Consider the following 21,309-nt stretch of genomic DNA (forward strand, 5'->3'; position numbering starts at 1 on the left):
AGCACGACCCACCCCCACAGTCAGCCAACCCACCCAAATCAACAGGCACTTACTGTCCCACAACCACCCCAACCGACTTCGCCAGCAGAGTCGCCCGGCCGACTTCCTGTTACACGACTGACTCGCCCATCTGCCGCCGGGCACCAGGCCGCCGCCCTCGGTGGCCCACTACGACCAGTTACTCCCAGGCCGCCGCGCCAGCGCCGGCACCGCCCACCGTGAGGGAGAAGCCCAGTGACCCTGCCCCGCCGGCGCGGACTGACCGAGCAGGCCGCCGACGCGGCCGTCGACTCCGCCTGCCGCCTGCTGAGGCTGCCGACCATCCGCGCGGAGTTCGCCGACATCGCCGCCGGCGCGGTCAAGGACCAGATGACCTACCGCGGCTTCCTCGCCGAACTGCTGATGGCCGAGTCCGACGACCAAGCCCGACGCCGCTCCGAGCGGCGAATCAAGGCCGCCGGTTTCCCGAGGACAAGTCCCTGCGGGCCTTCGACTTCGACGCCAACCCCAACATCGACCCCGCGACGATCCACACCCTCGCCGGCTGCGAGTGGATCGAGAAGAGCCGGCCGCTCTGCCTGATCGGAAACTCCGGCACCGGCAAGCCCCACCTGCTGATCGCCCTGGGCACCGAGGCCGCCATTGCAGGGCTACAGGGTCCGCTGCACCCTCGCCACCAACCCCGTGAACGAACTGGTCGAGGCCGCCGACGAGAAGCAGCTCAACACGACCATCGCCCGCTACGGCCGCGTCGACCTGCTCTGCATCGACGAACTCGGCTACATGGAACTCGACCGCCACGGCGCCGAACTGCTCTTCCAAGTCCTCACCGAACGCGAGTAGAAGAACAGCGTCGCCATCGCCTCCAACGAGTCCTTCGGCAAAGTGCACATGTTCCGGCGGAACCCGTGCCAGGCAGCGCCGAAACGTCACAGCTTCGGCTGCGGCGCGGCATCGGCGCGGTGGCTGAAGGCTCCGTCGGTGAGGACGGGCACGACCGTACTCGCGTCGAGTTCAGTGGCGACGGCCACGTCGTCGGCGAACCCGCTCCGGATCAGTTCGATGCCTGAGGAACAGGCCGCCACGGCGGCGCCGACATCGGAAGTCTGCGTGAAGCAGGCCCTGGCGGCGGCTGCCTCAGGGGACAGCGGGCCCACGCCTTGCGAGGCCAGTTCGGCGATGATCGCCCCGGCGCCCAGCAGGTCCTCCAGCGCAGGCCGCAGGCTTCCGTCCGGCCACCGCTCACCAGAAGCGATCACCACCACAGGACGTTCCGCAGTCCCATAGCCGTGCCGGGCCAGCCATCGTCCAACAGCTGTGGCATTACGCAGACAGCCCGCCACCACCGTGGAATCGCCTGCCGCCGCGGCGATGGCGGATCCGTTGGGTGAGGGCAGCACGAGTCGGGGGGTGAACGGGGCTTGCCGCAGTGCCGCCGGCGACAGGGACCACGGCGAGGTCGAGGTGGCGGCTCGCCGCCCAACGGCCAGCACCGCCGTCCTCGCCCGGGCAAAGGCGGACGCCGTCTCATCGCGCCAGGCATAGGGAAAGACCTGGGTCCCTGCCTCGACGGCGACGGTTACCGATGTCGTGAACGACAGCACGTCGACCACTACCAGGCAGGCGGCGTTCTCGGCCAGTTGCTGGGCACCGGTGGGGCCCCAATCGAATCGGACGCCGTGCTCTTGCTGCAGGAACCAGTCACTCATGATCACCGAGTATTTCATCGATTGGATCACTGGGGTGGCTTGTTTACGGGCCTGCACCGCCCGCGATGACCTGCAGTCTCGCCTCACCCACCGGCACACCTTCCTCGCGCCTGAACCGTCATGGCACCACCTGGAAAAGACGAGTGCTGCCATGAGAAGCCGTTGTCGTACCGAACTAGATCGGCGTGTTTCCGCAGCTCAGGCATGACTTCGACATGGGCGAGGCAGGCTCGGGGCATCGGGTTTTCTCGTCGGTGGAGGTGCCGGGATGGCGTCGGTCGTGGGTCTGCTGGAGGAGCGGGAACTGGCTGCGCGAGAGCGCGTCGAGGGGCTGCGGGAGGCGGCGGACCGGGTGCTCGCTGAACTCGCGGAGGCGGAGACGGATTGGCAGGAGTGGCTGATCGCCCGCCAGCGGGTCGGCGAGGTCCTGTCCGCACCGCATCCCCGGGATGCCGGTGCGGCCGGCCCGGAACCTGAAGAGCCCTCCGCGTCGGAGCCGGAACCCGTTCCGGACACGCCGGCCTAGGTCCGCCCGCCGAGGGCGGCTCGTGCGGGCTCGATCGTCCCGGTGTGGCGGCCCGCGTTGGTGGCAGACGTGCTGGCTGTGGACTACCAGCGCATCCTTTCTGTTCTGGCCGAACGCAGGGCGGATGGAGACAGGGTGATGACCTGTCAGGAAGTTGCCGCCGTCCTGGGGTTGGCCCCGGCCCCGGCGAGCGTGGAGGGCGTGCGGTCGAAGATGAAGCGGCTGGCGGACCGAGGCTGGGCCGTCGAGCCGTCCCCGGGCAGGTTCACGCTCGCCGCCGGGCCAGGCGCCTCGTCATGAGCATCGTCATCGACCAGAGCACCATCTGCTCGTGGACGGCGGGCAGCGTCTCGTAGTCACGCACCAGGCGCCGCGAGCGCATCAGCCAGCTCAGCGTGCGTTCGACCACCCAGCGCCTCGGCAGCACCACGAAGCCGGACGCGTCGTCGCTTCGCCTGGCGATCTCAAGGGTCAGTCGCAGTGCCTGATTCGCCCAGGTGACCAAGCGGCCCGCGTAGCCACCGTCGGCCCAGAGCAGGACGATCTTCCGGTAACGGGCCCGCACATGCTCTAGCAGGGCATCGCGGCGTCCCGGTCCGTCACGTTCGCGGCGGTGACCAGCACGGCCAGCAGCAGTCCGAGGCAGTCGACCACGATGTGACGCTTGCGCCCCGGCACCTTCTTCGCCCCGTCGTACCCGCGTGAGGACGCCGGGACCGTGGCCGCCGACCGCAGCGACTGTGCGTCGATCACCGCCGCGGTCGGCTCCGGGTCCCGGCCGGTGTCCTCGCGCACCAGGCCCCGCAGCCGGTCGTGCAACTCGGCCAGCAGGCTCCGCGCCCGCCACCGCCGCACGAAGGCGTAAACGCGGTCCCAGGCAGGGAAGTCAGCCGGCATCGCCCGCCACTTGATCCCGTTGTCGACCAGGTAGCGGACCGCGTCCAGCAGCTGCCGGTGGCAGTAACCCTCCGGCTGCCCGCCCCGTCCTTCCAGCCACGGCGGCACGGGCATCGCGTCCCGCACAACGTCCCACTCCGTGTCCGTCATGTCCGATTCGTAGCGGCGCACACGGTCTGGACGGTCGCCCGCGTTCCCGAAGCGGTGAGCGAGGCAATCACACGATCGGGCAGCCGAGTTGGACTCAACCGGCATGACAGCGACAGACTGCGGCACAGGGCATCCTGTGGTGCTTCGGGCGTCGACAACCTCGAACTGAACAGGAGGCCCTGCCTTCATGCGCGCACCAGTTGGAGATCACCCGACCGGGTCGCCGCATTCGAACCGATGCTCACCATGATCGGTACGGCAACGGCTTCTCATGCCCGGTAAGCAGCGAGATCACCCGACCGAGCCACACCAGTCGAACCCGCGTCCATCAAAATCGTTACGGCAACGGCTTCTCAGGGGCACAGGGCCGCGTCGACGGCGCCGAGGGCGGGAGCCAGGTCGCTGGCGCCGGTCGGCTCGACGGTCAGCGTGACGCTGGCGGCGCGTCCGTCCTCGGTGGCGGCACTCCAGGTGCCGTAGCCCGGGATGCCGCCGTTGTGGAACCACACGGTCGTGCCGCAGGACAGCGTCGCCGGCACGATCCCCAGTCCGATGCGGAAGCCGGGGTGCCCCGTATCGACGGTGGCGCGCATCTGCTGGAGCTGGGGGTCATCGAGGAGGCGGTGGCCGCGCATGAGCTCGGAGAAGAACGTGGCGAGGTCGGAGTCGGTGGACACCATCGCGCCGCCCGCCCAGGCCGCGGAGGGGTCGATCTCGGTGACGTCACGCAGCGATCCGCCCGGGCCGTCCGTGCGGTAGCCCCGGGGGTGGCGCTCCCGGAAGGTGGTCTCGCCAGGGGCGGGAAAGTAGGTGTGGCGCAGCCCGATGGGCTGGATGACGCGCCTGTCGACAGTCTCGGCGAGGGGACGGCCGGTGACCTTCTCCACGACCAGGCCGGCCACCAAGTAGTTCGTGCTGCTGTACCCCCAGGCCGTGCCCGGACGGAAGGCCGCTTCGTGCCGGAGCGCGATGTCCAGGGCGTCGCGGGGCGAGACGTAGCGGCCCCGGAGGATGGACTCGGTGACGTCCGGCTCGTACTCGGGGAGTCCGGCGGTGTGCTGCAGGAGTTGACGCACCGTGATGTCGCGCCCGTCGATGCCCTTCCCGCGCACGAGACCGGGCAGGTACTTCTCGACCGGGTCGTCGAGGCCTATCTCGCCCTCACCGACCAGTTGCAGCACAACCACCGCGGTGAACGTCTTGGTGACGCTGCCGATCCGCACCTGGCCGTCCCTGGGCAGCTTCGCACCGGTGTCCCGGTCCCCGACCCCCGCGGTGTAGGTACGGATGCGACCGGCCCCGTCACGGACGGCGGCCAGCGCGCCGGGCACGCGGTCAGGGTCGACCAGCGCGTTCAGGCGCTGCTGGACGGCGTCCGGCTTGGCGGCCCCCGGGGCGGCGACGGCGGACGGGGCGAGCGCGCCGACCGCGAGGGCGTTGGCGGCCACGGCGATGGCGACGGTCGTCGCCGTGCGGCGCGACGAGCAGAACCGTCGTGTCGTTTGAGAGTTCACGGAATGTCACCTCTGCTGGTACATGCGATGCGGGATGCGCGCCAGGGTCTCCCGGCGCCGTTTCCACGACATCACGCGGTCGAGAGGGCAGTCATCGCCGTCGAGGACGACGGGGCGCCAGGGACGTAGATCCCCCGTCCTCCCGGCCCCTCCTCCTGGCGGCGTATGCGGACCACTGCCCACTCCGCGTCGGTCATGTCCGAGGGGTACCTCGGACGCCTGTGCGGCCGGTCCCCGGCGTTCCCGCGCCGGTGAGCGAGGCAATCACACGACAGGGATGCGGAGTTGGAAGGCAACGCCACGGAGACGGAAGCCTGCGGCACCAGGGGCCTCCTGTTGCTCGGCTAGATTCGACACCCACGAGCTGTGCGGGAGGCCCCACTTTCATGTCGGGCTGACCAGAAGATCACCCGAGCGAGTCGGCAGACTCGAACTCACGATCGCCAAGATCGATAGAGCAACGGCTACTGAGATTCAAGGAGGACACCAGGAGGGAGATACGGCCAGGTGGCAGCAGGAACCCGAGCCAGCGAACAAGTGCCAGGCCCAGATGGGTGGACCAAGACCTTCACCGACCCCCGCCTCTGCGCAGCCATCGTCGACCGCCTCACCTTCAGCGGCACCATCATCGAGACCGGCACCGACTCCTACCGACTCGCCACCACCCGAGCCCGCGCCGAGAACGCCGCTGCCAGCTGACCTGCCCTGCGGGCCGCTAACCCACAGGAGCGGGCCGCACACCGCTGGCATCCTCAGCTGACCGTGAAGCCTCCATGGACAGCCGTCTCGCGCAGCCACCCGAGCCAGTCCCGCCACAGACCATCGGTCTCCAGCTCGGAACGCACGGCAGCCGATGCCTCCTCATAGAGGTCCAGAGCCTGCGCGATCTCTTCGGCGCCGACCAGCCACGGGCCATTGCTCAGCAGCTTGACCTCCGGAATCCCAACCTTCCCCGGGACAGTCTGGGCGGAGTCGGCCCGCTCGGCCACGTCGAACGCATCCCTGCGGGCCCGGTCAGCCGACTGCCAGTCCTCGATGTCCTTGAACGGCCAGGCGGGGAAGAGCTGGTGCTCTGCCTGATAGGTCATGCCGGAACGACGCAGCCCGTCCCGGCAAACCGCCATCCCGGCGACGTTCAGATGGAACTGGAACGGCCCCGCGAGCGAGAAGTACGACTCCGAGCATCGCGGGACGTGGTCACATCGCAGACCACGATCGATGCAGGACTCCCACTGATTCCGCGCTTCCGCCACAGCTTCGGGCAGCTCCACCCACTCCAGGTCATAGCTCATGCGTTCCCCCCTCGAACAGCCAAGGCAGCTCGCACAGAATGCCACGCCACGGCCTGCCGAGACGATCAAGAATCAGCCTCTGCGGCAGCTCCTCACGGCGGCACCGCTGTCAAAACTCGTGAACATCCGCCCGCCCAGTGATCACCAACCACTGCCCGAACTCGCGAACAATCGCTGTCCCTAGAGGTGAACGAAGCCAGAACGTCCAAGGTCACACCCACCGCCCGCCCGGCAGCCAGCGGCGCGCGGGAGCAGAGCGCCAACCACGAAGGCCCCGACCGAGAGCACGCCCGGGAAAGAAAGGGCAGCAACCCCACCACCTGGCCGACCCGTTGACCACGAACAACCCACGCCCGCACCCCTCGCCCGGCGTGGCGGACCGGACACAGGGTCGCCCGACCCCCGCATCACGCACCCCGGGTCGGAAAGGTCGCCGCTGACGGCGAGGCGGATCTCGATCAACCGGTCGTCGGGCGTACCGGAGTGCTGGACGGCATTCGCGAATAGCTCCCCGAGGAGGAGCTCGCCGAACGGGGGGTGGTCAAGTGGCGGCGGTGCGTCAGATCTTGCCGGAGAAGGTGTCGCACTGGGTCAGGTCGCCGCTGCGGTAGCCGGTGGTGAACCAGGCCTTGCGCTGGGCGGAGGAGCCGTGGGTCCACGCCTCCGGGTTGATCCTGCCGGTGGCCTGCTTCTGGATCCGGTCGTCACCGACGGCCGCCGCCGCGTCCAGGCCCTGGGCGATGTCCTGGTCGGTGAGGACCGAGATCAGCGGGCGGCCGGTGGAGGGCTGCGGGGTGGTGGTGGCGTGGTGCGCCCACACTCCGGCGTAGCAGTCGGCCTGGAGTTCCAGGCGAACCGAGGCGCTGTCGGCGCCCTGGCGGTCGCCGCCGACCTTCTGCATGGTGCCCAGCAGGTTCTGCAGGTGGTGGCCGTACTCGTGGGCGACGACGTAGGACTCGGCGAACGGGCCGCCCTTGGCGCCGAAGCGGGTGGACAGTTCGTCGAAGAAACCGAGGTCGAAGTAGGCCATCTGGTCGCCGGGGCAGTAGAACGGGCCGACTGCGGAGGTCGCCGGGCCGCAGGCGGTGGAGACCCGGTTGGTGAACAGCACCGTCTGGGCCGGTTTGTAGGCGACCTTGGTACGGCGCGGCAGCTCGGCGCTCCAGAACTCCTGGAGGCTGTTGGTGACGGCGGTGATCCGGCAGTCCTGGCGCTTGTTGGCGTCCACGCCCTTCTTGCAGGACTGGCGCACCTCGCTGTCGGTGCGCACCCCGGTGGTGGAGGAGGAGCTGCTGCCGCCGCCGTCGGACAGGCCCAGCAGTTGGGGGTCGACCCCGAGGATGACCGCGAACAGCACCGCGATCAGGCCCACCGCCCCGCCGCCGATGGCGACCTTCCCGCCCGGGATGCCGCGCCGGTCGTCCACCTGTGAGGTGTCGAGGTCGCCGTCGTCGTCGAACTGCATGTGCCCCTGCCTGCCCGCTTCTGTCGATCTGTCGGTATGCCGCCGTGCCGATACGTCGGTGTGTCGGTACGTCGGTGTGTCGGTGTGTCGCGTTGGTGACGTTCTGCGCCCCGTGCGGCCCGCTCAGCCTACGGGCAGCGGGCCCCGACGGACGGCAGCCTTCTCGGCCACGCGAGGGACGTCACACGGCGGCGCCGACCACACGCAGCAGTTCCAGCCGGGAGGCGCTCTCACTACCCGCTGCGGCGGTGTGCACCAGCAGCAGCTGGTCCTGCCCGCCGGCGGCCAGCACCTCGCACTCCAGGTCCAGCTCCCCCACCACCGGGTGGCGCACCCGCTTGCGACCGCTGCGCCGCAGTGCCACCTCGTGGCGCTGCCAGTACGCGGCGAACTCCTCCCCGGTGGCGAGGAGTTCGGCGAGCAGCTCGGCCACCCGCCGATCGCCCGGGCGGGCCGCGTGCGCGGCGCGCAGGCCCGCCACGTGGGCGCGGGCCAGTTCCTCGTGGTCCTCGGGCGGGAACAGCGCGCGAGCGGCCGGGTCGGTGAACCAGCGCAGAAGCAGGTTGCGCCGCCCCGACGCGGTGGCGTCCCCGAACACCGCGGCGGCCATCGCGTTCTGCGCCAGCACGTCCCCCAGGTCGGAGACCACCTGGGCGGGCGTGTCGTGCAGACGGTCCAGGATCAGCAGCAGCCCGGGGCGCACATGCGCGAGCAGCGCGTGCCGGCGCGGCGGCTCGTGGCCGACCAGATGGAACAGGTGGTCGCGCTCGTCCTCGCTCAGGCGCAGCGCCCGGGCCAGCGCAGCCAGCAGCTGCGGCGAGGGCTGCGGGCCGCGGCGCTGCTCCAGGCGGGCGTAGTAGTCCACCGACAGGCCGGCCAGCTGCGCCACCTCCTCCCGGCGCAGCCCGGGGGTGCGGCGCCGGGCCCCGGGCGGCAGGCCGACGTCGGCGGGGGTCAGGCGGGCGCGGGAGCGGCTGAGGAAGTCGGCGAGGGCAGGGCGGTCGATCATGAGGTCCAGCATGACGGGCGCCGGGGGGCGGTAGCCAGGGAGTACCGGTCCCGGGTTACGGGCCGCTGTCGGTGGTCCGCTGGAACCCGGCGGGCCGCGGGCCCGGAGGGATCCGAGGGGACCAGGGGGATCCGAGAGGACCGGGGGTGTGGCGGCGTCAGGTGGCTGGCGGATCCGGTGAAGAGGGCCAAGGCAATCAGGGTCTGAGCACCCCTTTTCGACAGGCGCTAGGGTCGTCCCCGTGACCGAATCCCTGTCATCCCTGTCATCCGTGTCATCCCCGTCGTGCTCGTCGTACCTGAGCACGACCGCCGACGCCTACGACGCCCTGGCCGAGCGCTACGCCGACCACGTCAAGGACGGTCTGGCCCGCCAGCCGCTGGACCGCTCCTTCGTCGCCGCCTTCGCCGACCTGGTGCGCGAGGGCGCCCCCGTCTCAAACCCCGGCCGCGCCCCGGCGCCCGCGCCGGTGGTCGCGGACCTCGGCTGCGGGCCGGGCTACCTGACGGCGGCGCTGCGGGAGCAGGGCCTGGACGCGTTCGGCGTCGACCTCTCCCCCGCCCTCGTCGCCATCGCCCGCCGCAGCTACCCCGGGCTGCGCTTCGAGGTCGGCTCGATGGGCGCGCTGGAGGCGGGTGACGGGGAACTGGCCGGCGTGGTGTCCTGGTACTCGCTGATCCACACCCCGCCCCAGCAACTGCCCTCCTACCTCGCGGAGTTCCGCCGCGTCCTGGCGCCGGGCGGGTACGCGCTGCTCGGCTTCTTCGAGTCCGAGGGCGCCCCGGTGACGGCCTTCGACCACAAGGTGACCACCGCCTACCGCTGGCCCATCGACCACCTCACCGACCTGGCGCGGGAGGCCGGCCTCACCGAGAGCGCCCGCCTGCTGCGCGAACCCACCGAAGGCGAACGCTTCCGCCACGGCCGCCTCCTGCTGCGCGCCGTCTAGGGGCCGCATCAGGCAACGTTCGCCCTGTCGACGGCCGCGCGTAGGCGTTCATCGGCGGCGTGCTTGTTCCGCCGGCTGGTGTAGCGACGGATCAGGCTGTCCTGTTCCCTGTGGCCCGCGTGGACAGTGCCGTCGACAAACCGGCCCGGCACCCGAACCGGCATCATCTGCCCTTCGCGATCTCTACCGTCTCGCCGACCAGCCGAAGCCGGCGAGCACTGCGTTCCATGTCCACAGCCGTGCAGGGTACGCGGCAACCCCGGCCGCGGCAGCTCGATTACCGGCCGTACGAGGTCCGTGATCCCTGGTGCGGGCGCTCAGCCAGGGATCGGGAGTCCCTGGATCGGCGGGTCTCTGTCGGCGGCGGGGGCCGGCGGGCAGGCTGGTGGATGTCGGAGAGCACAACTCCTGTGAGGGGAAGCAAGCATGACGAAGATCCTGGTGACGGGGGCGACCGGTTCGGTGGGGCGGCGCCTGGTGCCGCGCCTGGCGCGGTGGGCCGGGGCCGAGGGCGGTTCGGTGCGGGTGCTGGTGCGGGACGCGGCCAAGGCGCAGGCGCTGGGCCTGGGGCTGGACGGGGTGGAGACGGTGGTCGGGGACGTGTGCGAACCCGCCGACCGGGCGCGGGCGTTGGCAGGCGCCGACGTGGTGCTGAACGTGGCGGCCGCGCTGCGCGGGGTGCCGGACGAGCAGGCGTGGGCGGTGAACCGGGACGCGGCGATCGCGCTGGGCCGGGAGGCCGCGAAGGCGGGGGTGGCCCGGTTCGTGCACACCAGCACCAACCTGGTGTACGGGCGGGGGCTGGGCCGCCCGGCCGTCGAGGAGGACCGGCTCGCGCCCGATCCGGCGTGGGGCGTTTACGCGCAGTCCAAGGCGCAGGCCGAGGCGGGACTGCGCGAGCTGGGCGGCGAACTGCCGCTGGTGGTGGCCCGGTTGGCGTTCGTCTACGGGGAGGGCGATCCGCACCTGGCGCAGTCGCTGCACTGGGCCGCGTCCTGGCCGGCCCACCAGCGGCTGGCGGTGGTGCACCACGCGGACGTGGCGCAGGCGCTGTGGCGGGCGGTGGTGACCCCGGGGATCGAGGGCCGCACCTACAACGTGTCGGACGACGCGCCGCTGACCGCCTGGGACCTGCACGTCCTCAACAGCCGTACCCACCCGGGCACGTCGGCCCCGGAGGCGGAGTTCGACCCGTGGGAGGGGCAGGTGTCGACCGCGGCTGCCCGCCGGGACCTGGGGTGGCGTCCGCTGTTCCCGTCCGCGTGGGCGGCGGCGCAGGCCGGGGCGCTGTAACCGCGCCCTCGGCCGGCCGACCCCGGCGCGGGCGCGCCCGCCCGGCCACCCGCGGCGCGGGCGCCTCCGGCCCGGGCCGAACAGCGGTTACGCGCCCGGCTTCCAGTCGATGAGCTGCTGGAAGATCTTGGGGTCGCCGTCGATGGCCAGGTCCTCCATCGTGAGGCGGCCGTAGTAGAAGAGGACGATCTCGGAGGCGCCGCCGCGCGCGGACGCGTGCGCGACGGTGACGGCGGCGGCGTCTTCGGCCAGGGTCTCGGCCCGGGCTCCGTCGGCGTCCAGGTGCAGGCGCCAGGAGTGGCCCTCGGTGGCGTGGTAGTCGACGACCGCGTCGGTGTGCGGCCAGGGGAAGGTCGTGGCGCAGCAGGAGAGCAGGAACTCCTCGGCGCCGTCGAGGGCGACCTCCTGGGGAAGCAGTTCGGGCGCCCCCATGGCGAGTTGGGCGTCGTAGGTGTGCACCGCGGTCTCCTGGACCCGGTGGCGGGCGACGGCCCCGGCGGTCTGCGGGGACTGCGAGTTGCCCCACCACGTCCAGCAGCCGGCCTCGGCGCCGGCGGCGCTCAGGGCGTCCAGCAGGTGCCGCGTCGAGGCGGCCAGCCAGGCCACCAGGGCCTCACGTTCGCGGGGCGGGGTGAGGGCGGCGCGCGCGGCGACCGCCTCGGCGGGCGGCGCGTCGGCGGGGCCGGCGGCGACGATCGCGGCCCAGAAGCGGTCCCCGCCGCCCAGGTGCTGCGCCAGGTCGAAGAGCGTCCACTCGGGGCAGCTGGGGACGGTGGCGTCGAGGTCGGGGGCGGCGGCGATCGCGGCGCGGAAGGCGCCGGAGCGCTCGTCGATCAGACGCAGCAGGTCGGGGAGGTCCAAGGTCGTTTGCACCCCGGATGTCTATCACCGCCCCGGGGCACGGGCCAGCGATTTTGACGGCCGGACGGGCAAGCCGACAGGCAAGCGGACGGACAGGCAAAGCGGGCGAAGCGGGCAGGGCAGGCAGGCCGGAGGCCCGGCCCTCCCCCGGGAGGGGAGGGCCGGGCCGCACCTCAGCGGGCCGCCCGGCCGGCCGCGGGGGCCGCGGGAGCCGGGGCGTAGCCGGCCGGCCGGGTGGTGAAGGTGCCGCGCCCCTGCGTGCGCCCGCGCAGGCGGCCCGCGTAGCCGAAGAGTTCGGCCAACGGCACGAGGGCGCTGACCTCGGCAGTGGCGCCCGGGCCGGGCCGGGTGCCCTGAACGCTGGCACGGCGGGCGGCAAGGTCCCCCAGGACGGCGCCGAGCGCGTCCTCGGGCACGGTGACGCTCACCTGCGCGAGGGGTTCGAGCAGCTGGAGGCGGGATGCGCGCAGGGCCTCGCGCAGGCCCTGACGTGCGGCGGTACGGAAGGCGAGTTCGGAGGAGTCCTTGGGGTGGGTGAGGCCGTCAGTGAGGGTGACGGCGAGGCCGGTGACGGGGTGGCCGCCGAGCGGGCCCTCGGCGAGGGCGTCACGGCAGCCGGCCTCCACGGCCTGCACGTACTCGCGCGGCACGCGGCCGCCGGTGACGGTGGAGGTGAACGTGAAGGCGCCGTCGGCGGGGGCCACGTCCAGGACGACGTGGGCGAACTGGCCGGAGCCGCCGTCCTGTTTGGCGTGCCGGTGGGTGAAACCGGTGACGCCTTCGAGCAGGGCCTCGCGCAGCGCGACGCGGGGGCGGCCGACGACGGCCTCCACCCCGGCGTCCCGGCGTACCTTCTCCACGGCGACCTCCAGGTGCAGTTCGCCCAGGCCGGACAGGGTGCGCTGGCCGCTTTCGGGGTCGGTGGCCAGGCGCAGCGAGGGGTCCTCGTCGGTGAGGCGGGCCAGGGCTGCGGTGAGCTTGTCGGTGTCGCCGGTGCGGCGGGCCTCGACGGCGACGGTGACGACGGGTTCGGCGCTCACGGGTGCCTCCAGGAGGATCGGGTGGTCGGGGTCGCACAGGGTGGCGCCGACGCGGGCGTTCTTGGGGCCGATGACGGCGACGATGTCGCCGGCCAGGGCGTGGTCGGTCTCGGTGTGGCGGTCGGCCTGGACCCGCAGGATGCGGGCGATGCGCTCGGTGCGGCCCGTGGCGGCGTCGAGCAGGGTGTCGCCCTTGCGCAGGGTGCCGGCGTACAGGCGCAGGTAGGTGAGGCGGCCGGTGGGGGCGGTGGTGACCTTGAACGCCAGGGCGGTGAGGGGCTGCCCGGGGTCGGGGTGGCGCTGCTGGTCGCCGTCGGCGGCCCGCACGGGTGGGGTGTCCAGGGGTGAGGGGAGGTAGGCGAGGGCGGCGTCCAGAAGGGGTTCGATGCCGCGGTTGCGGTAGGCGGAGCCGGCCAGGACGACCACGGCCTCCCCAGTGCGGGTGAGGTCGCGCAGGGCGGTGGTGAGGGTGTCGGTGCCGAGGGCGCCCTCGGTGCAGAACTCCTCCAGGGCCCGGGGGTCGAGTTCGGCCACGGCTTCCTCCAGGGTGCGGCGGCGGGCGGCGGTTTCGGCCGCGAGGTGGTCGGGGACGGGGCCCTCGGCGAGGGTTCCGTCCGCGTCCCAGGTGAGGGCGCGAAGGCGGACGAGGTCGACGAGGCCGGTGAAGGCGTCTTCCGTGCCGATGGGCAGGTGGACGGCGAGCGGGTGGGGGTGCAGGCGTTCGCGGATGGAGGCGACGGCGGCGTCGAGGTCGGCTCCGGCGCGGTCGAGCTTGTTGACGAAGGCGATCCGGGGCACGCCGTGGCGCTCGGCCTGGCGCCACACCGACTCGCTCTGCGGCTCGACACCGGCGACGGCGTCGAAGACCGCGACGGCGCCGTCCAGGACGCGCAGGCTGCGTTCGACCTCGTCGGCGAAGTCGACGTGGCCGGGGGTGTCGATGAGATTGATCCGGTGCCCGGCCCAGGTGCAGCTGACGGCGGCGGCGAAGATGGTGATGCCACGGTCGCGTTCCTGGGGGTCAAAGTCGGTGACGGTGGTGCCGTTGTGGACCTCGCCGCGCTTGTGGGTGGTGCCGGTGAGGTAGAGGATCCGCTCGGTGAGAGTGGTCTTGCCTGCATCGACATGGGCGAGGATGCCGAGGTTGCGGACGGCCGCGATCGCGGCAGCCGTGGTGGTGGTGACAGTGGTGCTGGTGGTGGTGTCGGTGCGCATGGCCCGGTGCCTTTCGAGGCGGTGCTACGGGGGGACGCGCGATTGGCACAGTACTGCCGACGGTTTCTGATACTCCGTCAGATCACTGACGGGAGTAGGCCCTTACGGAGTTCGCGCAGGGCTGGTTCAGACGGTGGCGGCACTGTTCCGGTGCCGGCCGCGCAGCGGGCACCGGAAGGACGGGGACACCAGGATCACCTCGTACCGCGAGGCGGGAGAGGGGGCGGCGGCGCTGTGCTTCGGCATGGCCGCCCTGCCCCCTCTCCGCTTGCCGTCGTCGTCATGGTCGACCGCGCACTCAGGGCGCGGCCGCGGGGCGAGTCTAGGGAGGACGGGCTCGCGTCGGCGAGGGGTTTTACGGTGCTCGGAAGCGCAGGACCGCCTCCGACCAGTTCTCGCGGCCGGCGACTCCGGCGTCCAGGGCGGCGCCGATGGCGCGTTCCTCGTAGGCGAAGTGGGACTCCATGATGGCGGCCAGGCCGTCGAGTTCGCGTCCGATGGCCTCCAGGTCCGCGGCCCGCCGCGCGCCGGGCTGTGCGCCGGGCTGTACGCCGGGCTGTGCGCCGGCCCCCGCGCCGGGCCCGTCCGCGGCCCGGACGGCCTGTTCGGCGAGGTCGCGGACCCGGGCGAGGATGTGGGTGATGAACCCGTGGTCCTCGACGAGCTTGGCGACAGTGGGCGCGAGGTCCGGCCGCTCGCGCACCAGGGCCGTGAACAAGCCCTGGTCCTCGCCCTGGTGATGGTTGGTCAGGACCGAACAGAAGGCGAGGCAGTGGGCGCCCAGGGAGTCGTCGGGCAGGGTCCGGCGGCCCAGGCCCGCGCGGAGGTTGACCAGGCGGCGGCGCAATTCGTTGTGCGCCTGGGAGAGTTGGAGACTGAGAGCGGCCGTTCGGCCGTGCGGGTACGGGGAGGCCACGAGCGGGCGGTCCCTTCGGTCGCGCACCTCCATGCCTGGCGCGGTCCGCCACCGACACGCGATGCTGCCCGCCATCCGATCACGTGCCACGGCGCCGCGGCAAGCCCGTCTCCGCCGGTGCCGTGGGGTCGGCACTGCCGCCCGCCGCGGCGGGGGTGCCAGGCGCGGCAACCGCGGCGGGGTCGGCAGGCGCGGCCACGTCCGGTACGGCCGCGCGGGCGCGGGGGCGCCCGAGCACGATCCCGGCGGCCACCAGCACCAGCCCCGCCCCCTGGCGCGGCCCCAGCGCATCGCCGTCCAGCGCGGTGCCCAGCAGCACCCCGGCCAGCGGGTTGAGCAGCCCGAGCAGGCCGACGGTACCGGCCGGCAGGTGCCGCAGCCCCGCGAACCAGCAGGCGAAGGCCAGCGCCGTGGCCACCAGGGTGACGTAGCCGAAGGCCAGCAAAGTACGGCCCGCAAGCGGCGGCGGGGCGCCCTCGGCGAGGACGGCCGGCGGGAGCAGCAGCAGGCCCCCGGCGGTCAGCTGCCAGGCGGTGGCGGCCAGCGGGTCGGCGCCCTCGCGCCAGCGGGCGGCCAGGACGTACCCGACGGAGGAGACCAGCATCGCGCCCGCCGAGGCCGCCAGCCCCCTCCCGTCGGGAACCCCGGCGCCGCCGAGGACGGTGAGCGCCACTCCGCCCAGGCCGATCACCGCCCCGGCCAGGTGGGCGCGGTGCGGGTGCTGGCCGGCCAGCACCCAGGCGGTGAGCAGCATGGCCAGCGGGGAGGCGGCCATGACGGTCGCTGCGGTGCTGGTGGGCAGCAGCTGGGAGGCGAGGTAGAGCAGGACGAAGAAGACGGCGGTGTTGAGCAGGCCGAGCAGGGCGCTGCGCCACCACCAGGGGCCGTGGGGGCGGCGGCGGGCGAGGGCGAGCAGCAGCAGTCCGGCGGGCAGGGCACGCAGGGCGGCGCCCCACAGGGGGTGGTCGGCGGGCAGGTAGGCGTGGGTGACCCAGTAGTTGGCGCCCCAGGCGAGGGGGGCGAGGGCGGTCAGCAGGACCCACCGGGCATTGGCTTCCATGGAAGACAATATAGCTTCCCTGGAAGCTACCAGGCTAGAATGGGGCCCATGGACCCCACGGACCACCACCAGCAGCACGCTCACCGGCCGGACGCCGCCCCCGCCGACCACGTCGCCCTCATCCAGGCCGAGTGGCACCGCGAACGCCCCGACCTGGACGTCTCCCCGCTGGCCGTGATCGGGCGCCTGCACCGCCTCGCCGACCGCCTCACCGCCGAACTCACCCTCGTCTACCAGCGCTACGGCCTCAGCGAGGGCGAGTTCGACGTGCTCGCCGCGCTGCGCCGCGCCGGCGCCCCCTACGAACGCGCCCCCGGCGAGCTCGCCGCCCACACCATGGTCACCACCGGCGCGATGACCAAGCGGATCGACCGCCTGGAACGCGCCGGCCTGGTCACCCGCCGCCCCGCCGAGGACGACCGGCGCGGGCGCGTGGTCGCCCTCACCGACGCCGGGGTGCGCCTGATCGACGAGGCGTTCACCGCCCATCTGCGCAACGAGCACCGCCTGCTCGCCCACCTCGCCCCCGAGGAGGCCGCCGCCCTCCAGGCCCTGCTCACTGCCTGGCACCGGCGCCTGGACGCCCCCGGGACGCCGGGCCCCGGGGAGCCGGGCCGCGCCACGGCCACTCCCACCGCCGCCAGTACCGCCACCGGCAAAGGCCCCGCCACCGGCAACGGCCCCGGCACGGGCCCTGACCGCGCAGAATGTGACGCATGAGCACCCCTCCCCCGCCCGGCTCCGACCCCGACCCCGACCGCCCCGACGAGTCCTCACCGCCGCCGGGCTGGGAGAACCCGGCCGTGCGGGCGGACCGCCGCCTGGTCGAACTGCTCCAGGAACTGCGGGTGTTGCAGACCGGCGTCCAGATCGTCTTCGCGTTCCTGCTCGGCGTCGCCTTCACCCCGCGCTTCGCCGAACTCTCCGACGCCCAGCAGGACATCTACGTCACCACCCTGCTGCTGACCGTCGTCGCCGCCGCCACCCTGGCCACCCCCGTCGCCCTGCACCGCGGCCTCTACCGCCACCCCGGCAAGGCCCGCATCGTCGACGTCTCCGCCCGCATCGCCCAGTACGGCCTGCTGCTGCTCGCCAGCGCCCTGACCGGCGCCGTGCTGCTGGTCCTGGACGTCGTCCTCGGCCCCGCGCCGGCCGTGGCCATTTCCGCCGTCATCGCGCTGATCTTCGCCACCCTCTGGTTCGCCCTGCCCTGGGCGTTGCGCCGCGCCACCAGCCGCGAGCGGCCCTGAGGGGCCCCGACGGCCTCACCCGGGCCGCCCCGGCCCCGGTGGCCGTCGGGCCTCCCGTCGGCCGCCGACCCCGTTGGCCGCCGCCCGCGCTCCCGTAACGGATCCGGGCGGGCGGGCGGCGGCACCGGGACCAGACCGTGGGCCGGCTTCCGGACGCCGGGGGCCTGGCCGCGGGGCGCCGCTCACCGCGCGCCCCGCCTTCCCCACCCCACAGAGCCCACCGGCGCCCGAAACCGATTACCGGTCTCCTCTAATGTGACGGTATGCACACCGACCACCGTTCCTGGGACGTCCTGCTGATCGGCGGCGCCTCCGGCCTCGGCAAGAGCCGCGCCGCCGAGCGCCTGGCCGCCGACCACGGCGCGTTCACGGTCGAGTTCGACGACGTCGTCGCCGCCCTGCAGGCCGCCACCACCCCGGCCACCCACCCGGGACTGCACCACTTCGCCCCCTACCGGGACCCCGAGCAGGAGCTGGGCGCCGACCGGGTCCTGGACCTGCAGATCGCCACCGCCCACGCCCTGGACGAGGCCCTGCTCGGCGTCGTGCGCAACCGCCTGAGCGTGGACGTGCCGGCCGTCGTCGAGGGCGACTACCTCACCCCCGCGGCCGCCGTACGCGCCGGCGCCGAGGCCGCCGTCCTCGGCCGACGCCTGCGCGCCGTCTTCCTCCACGAGGGCGACCCGCGGCGCATCACCGCCAACTACGCCGACCGCGAACCCGACGCCGGCCCCCAGGACGCCCGCGCCCACGTCAGCGCCCGCTATTCCCACTGGCTCGCCGACCGGGCCCGCGCCGCGGGCCTGCCGGTGGTCGACTGCCGCCCCTACGACACCCTGCCCGCGCGGCTGACCGCCGCCCTGGCCTGACCGCCGCCGGGACCTCAGCCCGTCCGGGCGGGCTCAGGCCTGGGCGGCGGGCCGCCCCGCCGCCTCCCGCTGGCCTCCGGCGGGGGCGTCCTCGATGTCCGAGATCAGCTTGGTGCTCAGATCGCTCTGCACCGCCAGCCGGGTGTGCCCGGCGTCGGGGCCGGTGCCCCAGGTGAGCGTGACGGTGGTGAAGAGGTGCCCGGCACCCGAGTCGTGGTAGCGCACCTCCCAGGCCGTGGGCACGTCCTGGGCGCGCAGCACGCCGTCGGCTTGGTTGGCCTCCTCCCAGGCCGCCAGGCGCTGGCGGAGGTCCTCGGTGAGGTAGTGGGCGCGCAGTTCTTCCGACAGGTTGTCGGTGCCGTCGGAGACGGCGTCGATGTAGGCGCCGTAGAAGTCGGCCACCCGGTCGACCGCCGAGTCCGGGCTGCCGCCGCGCACTGCGTCTCCTGCCTGGGTCATGATGGTCCCCTCCGTCGTGTACGGGCCCGCGCGCGCCGTCGAGACGCCGCCCGGGCCGGTCGGTTCGTCCACCGGTTCCAACGAGCCCGGGACGGTGGAGGTTTCGGGCACAGAGTCCCAACGGACTTACGGACATGCGGACTTACCGAATTGACGAGCGGGCCGGCTGGACGGGAGGCGGGAGTTGCTGGTCGTGGTGAGCGGCGGGCCGGGCAGCGGAAAGACGACGCTGGCGCACTCCCTGGCCCACGCCCTGGGCTGCCCGGCGGTCGTACGCGACGAGCTCAAGGAGGGCCTCGTGCACGCGGGCACCCGTACGCCCACACCCGATCTGGCGGTGCGCGACGCGTTCTTCGGCGTGCTGGGCGTGCTGGTGGACGCCGGGATCAGCGTGGTCGCCGAGGCCGCCTACCAGGACCACCTGTGGCGCCCGGGCCTGACCCCGCTCGCCGCCCGCACCGACCTGCGCGTCGTGCACTGCCGGGTCGCCCCCGCCCTGGCCCGGCGCCGCATCGCCGAACGCCTGGCCGCCGGCGGCCACCGCGCCGCCCACGCCGACCACGCCCTGCTCGCCACCCCACCCGGCCCGGGCAACCTGATCGACGACTTCACCCCGCTCTCCCTCCCCGTGCCACAGCTGCACGTGGACACCACCGACGGCTACCACCCGCCACTCGCGGACATCACCGCCTTCGCCCGCCCCTGAGCGCCCGGTGCCCCCGTCCTGCTTCCCGTACGGAGGCTGCGGCCAGCCGCTGGGGCGGGTGCGGGCCTGGGGGTTGAGTCCGCATTCGCCGTTGGGGTTCACCGCCCCGTAGCTGAGGACATCTCATTTGGTTGGTTGGCGGGGACGGGTTCCGGCCACGTCAGGCTCCGCCCATTCCGGATCGTGCTCCTCAGGAACCGGCCTCCGGAGCAGGCCGACAGGCCGTCAGTTATGGTGCACGGCCATGGGAGAGTTGATAGTTGTCCGGCACGGCCAGACCGAATGGAGCCTGTCGGGCCAGCACGCCGGCCGCACCGACGTCGCGCTGACCGATGCGGGTGAGGCCGCCGCCAGGGCGCTTGCGCCGAGGCTGGCCCGACGCCGCCTGATCGCGGTGTTCAGCAGCCCACTGGGCCGCGCGATGCGGACGGCGGAGCTTGCGGGCCTGGCTGATGTCAGGCCTGATCCGGATCTGGTGGAGTGGGACTACGGCGGCTACGAGGGCCTGACCGCCGAGCAGATCCAGGAGTCCAGGCCGGGATGGGACCTGTGGCGGGACGGCGTCATTCCCGGGGATGCCTCCCACCCTGGCGAGCAGCTCCAGCAGGTGGCCGCGCGAACGGATGCGGTGCTGGACCGGATTCGACCGTTGCTGAGCGGGGGCGATGTCGCCGTGGTCGCTCATGGCCATCTGGCGCGAGTGATCACCGTGCGCTGGCTCGGGCTCGATGCGTCCGCCGCCCGGCTGCTCGGCCACCCGCACCCGGGCTCTCTGAGTTTCCTGGCCATTGAGCACGGGCAGCCGGTCATCTCCGCCTGGAACGTCCCGTAGCGTCATGCCGACGTCACGCCTGCCGTGCGAGACGGCGACAGCCGATGAGAGCTGCGGCAATGCCGGCGAACGCGGCGAAGTGGTCGGCCTGGTACTCATAGCGGCGGTGAAGGCGGCGCAAGCCGTTGAGCCAGGCCACGGTCCTCTCGATCGCCCGCCCGCCTGCCCGGACGGCTCGTACGGTAGGCGAACCGTCCGACGGCCGGGCGGGGCAGAGCGGGTGGTGTCAGCGGGATGCGGCGTCCTCGCGCAGGCGTTTCTTGTCGGGCTTGCCGACGGCGGTGAGCGGGATGGCGTCGACCAGGTGGAGGGCCTCGGGGGCGTAGAGGCGGCCCTTGTTGGCGGTGACGAAGGCGCGGACGTCGTCGAGGTCGGGCTGTCGGCCGGGGGTGGGGACGACGGCGGCGTGGACGTGTTCGGCCTGCTGGGCGTCGCGGACGCCGTAGACGGCGCACTGGGCGATGGCCGGGTGGGTGAGGAGGAGTTCCTCGACCTCGGTGGGGTAGACGTGGCCGCCAACGACGATGATGAGGTCCTTGAGGCGGTCGGCGAGGTAGAGGTAGCCGTCGGCGTCGAAGTAGCCGATGTCGCCGGTGTCGAGCCAACCCCCGCGCAGCACCTTGGCGGTGAGCTCGGGCTGCTTCCAGTAGCCGGCCATCAGCGTCCCGGAGCGGACGTGGACCTCGCCCTGCTCCCCGGCGGGCAGCACGGTGCCGTCGGCGGCGCGGATCTGCACCTGGACGCCCGGCAGGGGGCGGCCCACCGGCACCTGGCCGCCGTGGCCGGTGCGGTCGTGCTCGTGCGGGCCCAGGACGGCGATGTTCTGCGCCTCGGACATGCCGTAGCCGCCGACCAGGACGGGCCCGAACGCCTTGAGGGCCTCGCGGATCCGGGCCGGGGAGGCGGCGCAGCCGCCGTAGGAGAGTCGGCGCAGGCTGGACAGGTCGGTGCGGGCCAGGGCCGAGTGGTCGAGCAGCCGGTACAGCAGCGGGGGCAGGACGAACAGGTCGGTGATGCGTTCGCGTTCGATCGCGGCGAGGACCTCGCCGGGGTCGAAAGCGCGTTGCAGGACGACCGAGCCGCCGTGGTGCAGGGTCAGGTCGGCGAGGACGCCGGCCAGGTGGGAGAGGGGGGTGGCGGCGAGCAGCCGGGGTTTCTCGCCGGCGGGGCGGGGGTCGGCGAAGGGGAAGTCGAAGGCCCTGCGGTAGGGGCCGTGGAGGCTGAGGATGCCCTTGGGGATGCCGGTGGTGCCGCCGGTGTGGCGGATGCCGATGTCGTCGCCGGGGCCGAGGGGGAC

At 72.9% G+C, this 21,309-nt stretch carries 18 protein-coding genes and 6 pseudogenes; 10 read left to right on the forward strand and 14 right to left on the reverse strand.

The genetic code is table 11. The annotated features are described in order from the left end of the window. Nucleotides 1–234: 234 nt before the first annotated feature. Nucleotides 235–840, forward strand: a pseudogene (locus AB0F71_RS38785) (ATP-binding protein); the annotation flags it as partial. A gap of 89 nt (nt 841–929) precedes the next feature. Here the strand turns inward: AB0F71_RS38785 and AB0F71_RS38790 are convergent. Next, nucleotides 930–1,709 (reverse strand): 2-phosphosulfolactate phosphatase, encoded by a 780-nt coding sequence (locus AB0F71_RS38790; RefSeq protein ID WP_360245673.1) that lies wholly within the window; start codon nt 1,707–1,709, stop codon nt 930–932. 268 nt (nt 1,710–1,977) lie between these two features. Here AB0F71_RS38790 and AB0F71_RS38795 point away from each other — a divergent pair, with 268 nt between their 5' ends. After that, nucleotides 1,978–2,235, forward strand: a complete 258-nt coding sequence (locus AB0F71_RS38795; RefSeq protein WP_360245676.1) for a hypothetical protein — start codon at nt 1,978–1,980, stop codon at nt 2,233–2,235. A gap of 265 nt (nt 2,236–2,500) precedes the next feature. On the opposite strand, the pseudogene AB0F71_RS38800 reads toward AB0F71_RS38795, so the two are convergent. Next, a pseudogene (locus AB0F71_RS38800) lies at nt 2,501–3,471 on the reverse strand (IS5 family transposase). A 164-nt stretch (nt 3,472–3,635) separates the two neighbouring features. After that, a complete protein-coding gene (locus AB0F71_RS38805) occupies nt 3,636–4,796 on the reverse strand; it encodes a serine hydrolase domain-containing protein (protein WP_360245679.1) in 1,161 nt (386 codons plus the stop codon). Nucleotides 4,797–5,348: 552 nt separating this feature from the next. Between AB0F71_RS38805 and AB0F71_RS38810 the strand changes: the two are divergent. Next, nucleotides 5,349–5,495 (forward strand): annotated as a pseudogene (locus AB0F71_RS38810) (ATP-binding protein); the annotation flags it as partial. Between the two features lie 53 nt (nt 5,496–5,548). On the opposite strand, the gene AB0F71_RS38815 reads toward AB0F71_RS38810, so the two are convergent. From AB0F71_RS38815 to AB0F71_RS38825, 3 genes are all read right to left on the reverse strand, one after another. Then, on the reverse strand, nt 5,549–6,088 hold the full coding sequence (locus AB0F71_RS38815) for a hypothetical protein (protein WP_360245682.1): 540 nt from the start codon (nt 6,086–6,088) through the stop codon (nt 5,549–5,551). 559 nt (nt 6,089–6,647) lie between these two features. Then, a complete protein-coding gene (locus tag AB0F71_RS38820; protein ID WP_360245685.1) occupies nt 6,648–7,553 on the reverse strand; it encodes a neutral zinc metallopeptidase in 906 nt (301 codons plus the stop codon). 181 nt (nt 7,554–7,734) lie between these two features. Beyond that, a complete protein-coding gene (locus tag AB0F71_RS38825) occupies nt 7,735–8,559 on the reverse strand; it encodes a helix-turn-helix transcriptional regulator (protein WP_360245721.1) in 825 nt (274 codons plus the stop codon). A 274-nt stretch (nt 8,560–8,833) separates the two neighbouring features. Here AB0F71_RS38825 and AB0F71_RS38830 point away from each other — a divergent pair, with 274 nt between their 5' ends. Then, nucleotides 8,834–9,511: a class I SAM-dependent methyltransferase gene (locus AB0F71_RS38830; RefSeq protein WP_360245688.1), complete on the forward strand. Its 678-nt coding sequence runs from the start codon at nt 8,834–8,836 to the stop codon at nt 9,509–9,511. An 8-nt stretch (nt 9,512–9,519) separates the two neighbouring features. On the opposite strand, the pseudogene AB0F71_RS38835 reads toward AB0F71_RS38830, so the two are convergent. Continuing rightward, nucleotides 9,520–9,648, reverse strand: a pseudogene (locus tag AB0F71_RS38835) (IS630 family transposase); the annotation flags it as partial. A gap of 289 nt (nt 9,649–9,937) precedes the next feature. On the opposite strand from AB0F71_RS38835, the gene AB0F71_RS38840 reads away from it, so the two are divergent. Further along, the gene (locus tag AB0F71_RS38840) at nt 9,938–10,804 is read left to right on the forward strand and encodes an NAD(P)-dependent oxidoreductase (protein WP_360245691.1); all 867 of its coding nucleotides are present in this window, start codon (nt 9,938–9,940) and stop codon (nt 10,802–10,804) included. Between the two features lie 87 nt (nt 10,805–10,891). On the opposite strand, the gene AB0F71_RS38845 is transcribed toward AB0F71_RS38840, so the two are convergent. From AB0F71_RS38845 to AB0F71_RS38860, 4 genes are all read right to left on the reverse strand, one after another. Beyond that, nucleotides 10,892–11,677 carry a maleylpyruvate isomerase family mycothiol-dependent enzyme gene (locus tag AB0F71_RS38845; protein WP_360245694.1) on the reverse strand — a complete coding sequence of 262 codons (786 nt, stop codon included), beginning with the start codon at nt 11,675–11,677 and terminating at the stop codon, nt 10,892–10,894. A 161-nt stretch (nt 11,678–11,838) separates the two neighbouring features. Next, a complete protein-coding gene (fusA, locus tag AB0F71_RS38850) occupies nt 11,839–13,920 on the reverse strand; it encodes an elongation factor G (protein WP_360245697.1) in 2,082 nt (693 codons plus the stop codon). A gap of 355 nt (nt 13,921–14,275) precedes the next feature. Beyond that, nucleotides 14,276–14,836, reverse strand: a complete 561-nt coding sequence (locus AB0F71_RS38855; RefSeq protein WP_360245700.1) for a hemerythrin domain-containing protein — start codon at nt 14,834–14,836, stop codon at nt 14,276–14,278. 79 nt (nt 14,837–14,915) lie between these two features. Next, the gene (locus AB0F71_RS38860) at nt 14,916–15,896 is read right to left on the reverse strand and encodes an EamA family transporter (RefSeq protein WP_360245703.1); all 981 of its coding nucleotides are present in this window, start codon (nt 15,894–15,896) and stop codon (nt 14,916–14,918) included. 48 nt (nt 15,897–15,944) lie between these two features. On the opposite strand from AB0F71_RS38860, the pseudogene AB0F71_RS38865 reads away from it, so the two are divergent. The 3 genes and pseudogenes from AB0F71_RS38865 to AB0F71_RS38875 all read left to right on the forward strand — a co-directional run. Further along, nucleotides 15,945–16,484, forward strand: a pseudogene (locus AB0F71_RS38865) (MarR family transcriptional regulator); the annotation flags it as partial. A 128-nt stretch (nt 16,485–16,612) separates the two neighbouring features. Beyond that, entirely contained in the window at nt 16,613–17,146 is a 534-nt protein-coding gene (locus AB0F71_RS38870) for a DUF6328 family protein (protein ID WP_360245706.1), read from the forward strand. Between the two features lie 263 nt (nt 17,147–17,409). Next, nucleotides 17,410–18,015, forward strand: a complete 606-nt coding sequence (locus AB0F71_RS38875; protein WP_360245709.1) for an AAA family ATPase — start codon at nt 17,410–17,412, stop codon at nt 18,013–18,015. Between the two features lie 33 nt (nt 18,016–18,048). Here AB0F71_RS38875 and AB0F71_RS38880 read toward each other — a convergent pair whose 3' ends face one another. Then, nucleotides 18,049–18,474 carry a hypothetical protein gene (locus tag AB0F71_RS38880; protein WP_360245712.1) on the reverse strand — a complete coding sequence of 142 codons (426 nt, stop codon included), beginning with the start codon at nt 18,472–18,474 and terminating at the stop codon, nt 18,049–18,051. A gap of 193 nt (nt 18,475–18,667) precedes the next feature. On the opposite strand from AB0F71_RS38880, the gene AB0F71_RS38885 reads away from it, so the two are divergent. Next, nucleotides 18,668–19,180: an AAA family ATPase gene (locus tag AB0F71_RS38885; RefSeq protein ID WP_360245724.1), complete on the forward strand. Its 513-nt coding sequence runs from the start codon at nt 18,668–18,670 to the stop codon at nt 19,178–19,180. Between the two features lie 244 nt (nt 19,181–19,424). Further along, nucleotides 19,425–20,012, forward strand: coding sequence for a histidine phosphatase family protein (locus AB0F71_RS38890; RefSeq protein WP_360245715.1), 588 nt, complete (start codon nt 19,425–19,427; stop codon nt 20,010–20,012). A gap of 13 nt (nt 20,013–20,025) precedes the next feature. Here AB0F71_RS38890 and AB0F71_RS38895 read toward each other — a convergent pair. Then, nucleotides 20,026–20,163 (reverse strand): annotated as a pseudogene (locus tag AB0F71_RS38895) (IS5/IS1182 family transposase); the annotation flags it as partial. Nucleotides 20,164–20,238: 75 nt separating this feature from the next. Further along, nucleotides 20,239–21,309, reverse strand: a 1,071-nt coding sequence (locus AB0F71_RS38900) for an AMP-binding protein (RefSeq protein ID WP_360245718.1), incomplete at its 5' end; no start/stop codon positions are given.

This window comes from Kitasatospora sp. NPDC028055, assembly GCF_040637885.1.
Lineage (GTDB): Bacteria > Actinomycetota > Actinomycetes > Streptomycetales > Streptomycetaceae > Kitasatospora.

Coding starts and splice junctions, on each gene's coding strand:
- AB0F71_RS38790 (WP_360245673.1), bottom strand. CDS start 1,709: ATGAGTGACTGGTTCCTGCAGCAAGAGCACGGCGTCCGATTCGATTGG.
- AB0F71_RS38795 (WP_360245676.1), top strand. CDS start 1,978: ATGGCGTCGGTCGTGGGTCTGCTGGAGGAGCGGGAACTGGCTGCGCGA.
- AB0F71_RS38815 (WP_360245682.1), bottom strand. CDS start 6,088: ATGAGCTATGACCTGGAGTGGGTGGAGCTGCCCGAAGCTGTGGCGGAA.
- AB0F71_RS38820 (WP_360245685.1), bottom strand. CDS start 7,553: ATGCAGTTCGACGACGACGGCGACCTCGACACCTCACAGGTGGACGAC.
- AB0F71_RS38840 (WP_360245691.1), top strand. CDS start 9,938: ATGACGAAGATCCTGGTGACGGGGGCGACCGGTTCGGTGGGGCGGCGC.
- fusA (WP_360245697.1), bottom strand. CDS start 13,920: ATGCGCACCGACACCACCACCAGCACCACTGTCACCACCACCACGGCT.
- AB0F71_RS38860 (WP_360245703.1), bottom strand. CDS start 15,896: ATGGAAGCCAATGCCCGGTGGGTCCTGCTGACCGCCCTCGCCCCCCTC.
- AB0F71_RS38870 (WP_360245706.1), top strand. CDS start 16,613: ATGAGCACCCCTCCCCCGCCCGGCTCCGACCCCGACCCCGACCGCCCC.
- AB0F71_RS38875 (WP_360245709.1), top strand. CDS start 17,410: ATGCACACCGACCACCGTTCCTGGGACGTCCTGCTGATCGGCGGCGCC.
- AB0F71_RS38880 (WP_360245712.1), bottom strand. CDS start 18,474: ATGACCCAGGCAGGAGACGCAGTGCGCGGCGGCAGCCCGGACTCGGCG.
- AB0F71_RS38890 (WP_360245715.1), top strand. CDS start 19,425: ATGGGAGAGTTGATAGTTGTCCGGCACGGCCAGACCGAATGGAGCCTG.